The following is a 2,959-nucleotide window of genomic DNA, read 5'->3' as shown; positions in this document are numbered from 1 at the left end:
GGTGAAGCGCACTCCCTCGCTGGCGCTCAGGGTTCGCCAAGACGCGGCGCAAACGAAGACGCCCGCGGACACGGGTCCGCGGACGTCGCGTGGGTCTCGGGCTTGGTCACTTCTTGAGCGCCTCGAGGATCCGCTCGAAGTCGTCGTTGGAGTCGAAGGCGATCACGATCTGGCCCTTGTCCTTCGCCCTCACCTTGATCTCGACCTTCACCGCGAGCTTCTGCCGCAGCTCGTCCTCGATGCCCTTGACGTGGGCGGTCTTCTCGGCGGGCTCGCGGCGGGCGGCCCCGTCGGTCCCGGCCGCCGCGGTGATCGCCTCGATCCGCTGCTGCTTGACCACGAGGTCGAGCGCGGCCACCGAGTAGTTCTTCATGATCGTCTCTTTGCACAGCGCGACCTGCCGCTCGGGCTCGGTGACCCCCTTGAGGATCTTGGCGTGCCCGAGGCTGATCTGCCCGTTGCGGACCGCGTCCTGCACCTCGGCCGCGAGGTTCAGCAGCCCGAGCAGGTTCGAGATCGTGGTGCGGTCGAGGCCGAGCTTGGCCCCGAGCTGCTCCTGCGTCATCCCGAACTTGTCCAGGTAGTCCTTGAACCCCTGGGCCTTCTCGATCGCGTTCAGGTCGCTCCGCTGGATGTTCTCGACGAGGGCCGCCTCGAACATCTGCTGGTCGTCGAACCCGACGACGTGGACCGGCACCTCGGTGAGCCCCGCGGCCGTCGCGGCCCGGAGCCGCCGCTCGCCGGCGATGAGCTGGTACCCGCTGTCGGCGGCCCGCACGACGAGCGGCTGGAGCACCCCGTGGGCCTTCACGCTCTCGATGAGCCCCTTGAGTTCGTCGTCGTCGAACCGCTTGCGGGGCTGGTGCGGGTTGTGGCGGATCTCGGCCAGCGCCAGGCGGCACACCGGGGCCCCGCTCTCGGCGGCCCCGTCGGACCCGTTCGCGATGCCCCCGAGGAGGGCGTTGAGGCCGCGGCCCAGGCGCGGCTTGTTCATCGTGGCTTCCATGCCGGACTCCCTTTCGTCGGTCGGTCGCCCCCATTCCCCGGGGGCGGTTGAGCGGGCGAATTCATACCACGGCGGGCGCGCCGCGGAAGCCGGGTTTGGGCGGCGCGGCCGTTCCACATGGAACGCGAGGAGCGACTGGAATTTCCAGCCCCGCGTGCGTGTTCGTTCCGCGCGGCACGACCCGCGGCCGGCGCTTTTTTTCGGGGCCGCAGGAGCGCCCGTGGCCCGGCCGAGCGGGTCGCGCGTGGTCCGCGTCGCTCCGCGAGCGGGCGCGGGTAAGTGGCACCCGACCACACCGGTTGGCGGAGCGGAATCCGCGCGGGGAGCGAGCGGGCCGGACGCCACGCGCGTCCCGCACCGCGCGCGGCGCGACGCGCGGTTCGTGCTGGAAATCCCTGGCGGCGGCGCGAATCGGGAAAGTGCCCTTGTCGGCCGCGCGAGGGTTGGCTTACGATCCCGCCCGTTCGGCAAGTGGACCGGAACCCACTGGCCGAGCCCGCCCGATTCGCGGACCGGAACCCACGAATCGAGCGGCACGGGCCACCGGCTGTGGCCCACCGGAGAAGAGGTGTCTCGGCCCGAACCCGCACCGCCGGCGCTCCCGCGTCGGCCCCCCCTGCGGCGTTCGTTCCCCGCACCAACCGGCTCTCGCGGCGACCACGGGCGGACCCGGGCGTGAGCCCGCGGACCGACCCGAACCAGAGTGCCGACGGGCTCGTGCCCGCCGGTCGCCGGGTCGCCGCGCTACTACCGACACGGGTTGTGCAGGAGCGTTGCGCATGGATGCGAATCGCGGTCCCATTCTGTTTCGTTGCGACGGCACCCAGGAGCGCGGCTGGGAGCCGCTGTACCAGTGCCTCGCCCTGGCGGCGGCGCTCCAGCGGCGGCGGCGCGGCACCCACTTCTTCAGCTACCTCGACCCGCTGTCGCTCGCCACGGTCATCAACCGCGGGAACAACGACTGGGCCCCGGCCGAGAACATGATCGGGTCGGACCGCGACCTCGACGCGACGCTGGCCCAGGTCCGCCGGCACGACGCGGCCGCGGTCGTCGTCGCCGGCGAGGGCATCACCGCCGACTACCTCGCCGCGCTCCGCGAGACCGGGACCCTGGTGGTCGCGTTCGACTCGACGGCCGGCATCAAGTTCGAGTGCGACCTCGTGGTGAACCCGCTCCTGGCCCCCGGCAGGAAGCCGTACCGCGTCGGCCCCGGGTGCCAGCGGCTCCTCGGCAGCCGGTACGCGCTGTGCCGGGGCGTGTTCCGCCGCCAGCGGACGATCCGCGCCACCGAGCCGCCGGCCCCGTTCCGCGCCCTGGTCGCTATGGGCGACGACGACTTCGCCGGCGACGCGGTGACCCGCACCCAGCAGTTGCTCGCGACCGGGAAGGTCGCGAAGGTGTCGGTCGCGGCCCGCACGCACCACCCGAGGTACGACGAGCTGCTCGACCTCGCCGACCACTCGAAGGGCACCGTCGAGGTGCTGACCGAGACGAAGGAGCTGATGACGCGGCTCGTGCGGATCCACTTCGCGGTCACGGCCGGCGACATGTGGGGGCCGGAGCTGTCCGTGGTCGGCATCCCGCAACTGGTCATCAGCCAGACGCAGCGGCACGGGGCGAACGGCAAGAAGATGGACGACGAGGGCGTGGCGACGTACCTCGGCGACAGCGCCGCTGTGGGGGCCGAGCAGTTGGGCGAGGCGGTGGCGGCGCTCCTCGACGACCCGATGGAGCGGAAGGGCATGACCCGGTGCGCCCGGAACCTGTTCGACGGCCGCGGCCCGGACCGCATCGTCAACGGCATGGAGGTCATGCTCCACTCGCCGGTCCGCCTGCGCCGCGCCGGGGTGCTGCCGGCCACGCTGCCGTTCCGCGCCGCGGCGTGACGCGGATTTGTCTGTCCCTCTCCCCTTGCGGGAGAGGGTGGCCGCGCTTCGCGGCCGGGTGAGGGGT

At 72.2% G+C, this 2,959-nt stretch carries 2 protein-coding genes; one reads left to right on the top strand and one right to left on the bottom strand.

The features are described from left to right. Positions 1 to 106: 106 nt before the first annotated feature. Positions 107 to 1,006, bottom strand: a complete 900-nt coding sequence (locus ACTIGN_RS17525) for a ParB/RepB/Spo0J family partition protein (protein ID WP_439626124.1) — start codon at positions 1,004 to 1,006, stop codon at positions 107 to 109. Between the two features lie 779 nt (positions 1,007 to 1,785). On the opposite strand from ACTIGN_RS17525, the gene ACTIGN_RS17520 reads away from it, so the two are divergent. Continuing rightward, positions 1,786 to 2,892 (top strand): PseG/SpsG family protein, encoded by a 1,107-nt coding sequence (locus ACTIGN_RS17520; protein ID WP_439626122.1) that lies wholly within the window; start codon positions 1,786 to 1,788, stop codon positions 2,890 to 2,892. The last annotated feature ends 67 nt before the right edge of the window (positions 2,893 to 2,959 follow it).

Origin of the sequence: Gemmata sp., from assembly GCF_051859125.1 — a bacterium.
Taxonomy (GTDB): domain Bacteria; phylum Planctomycetota; class Planctomycetia; order Gemmatales; family Gemmataceae; genus Gemmata.
Note: the sequence above shows the minus strand (reverse complement) of the source record. Positions and strands in the feature narration are given on the sequence as shown.

Bases quoted from the DNA above. Each gene is read 5' to 3' on its own strand.
- ACTIGN_RS17525 (WP_439626124.1), bottom strand. From the start codon at position 1,006: ATGGAAGCCACGATGAACAAGCCGCGCCTGGGCCGCGGCCTCAACGCC.
- ACTIGN_RS17520 (WP_439626122.1), top strand. From the start codon at position 1,786: ATGGATGCGAATCGCGGTCCCATTCTGTTTCGTTGCGACGGCACCCAG.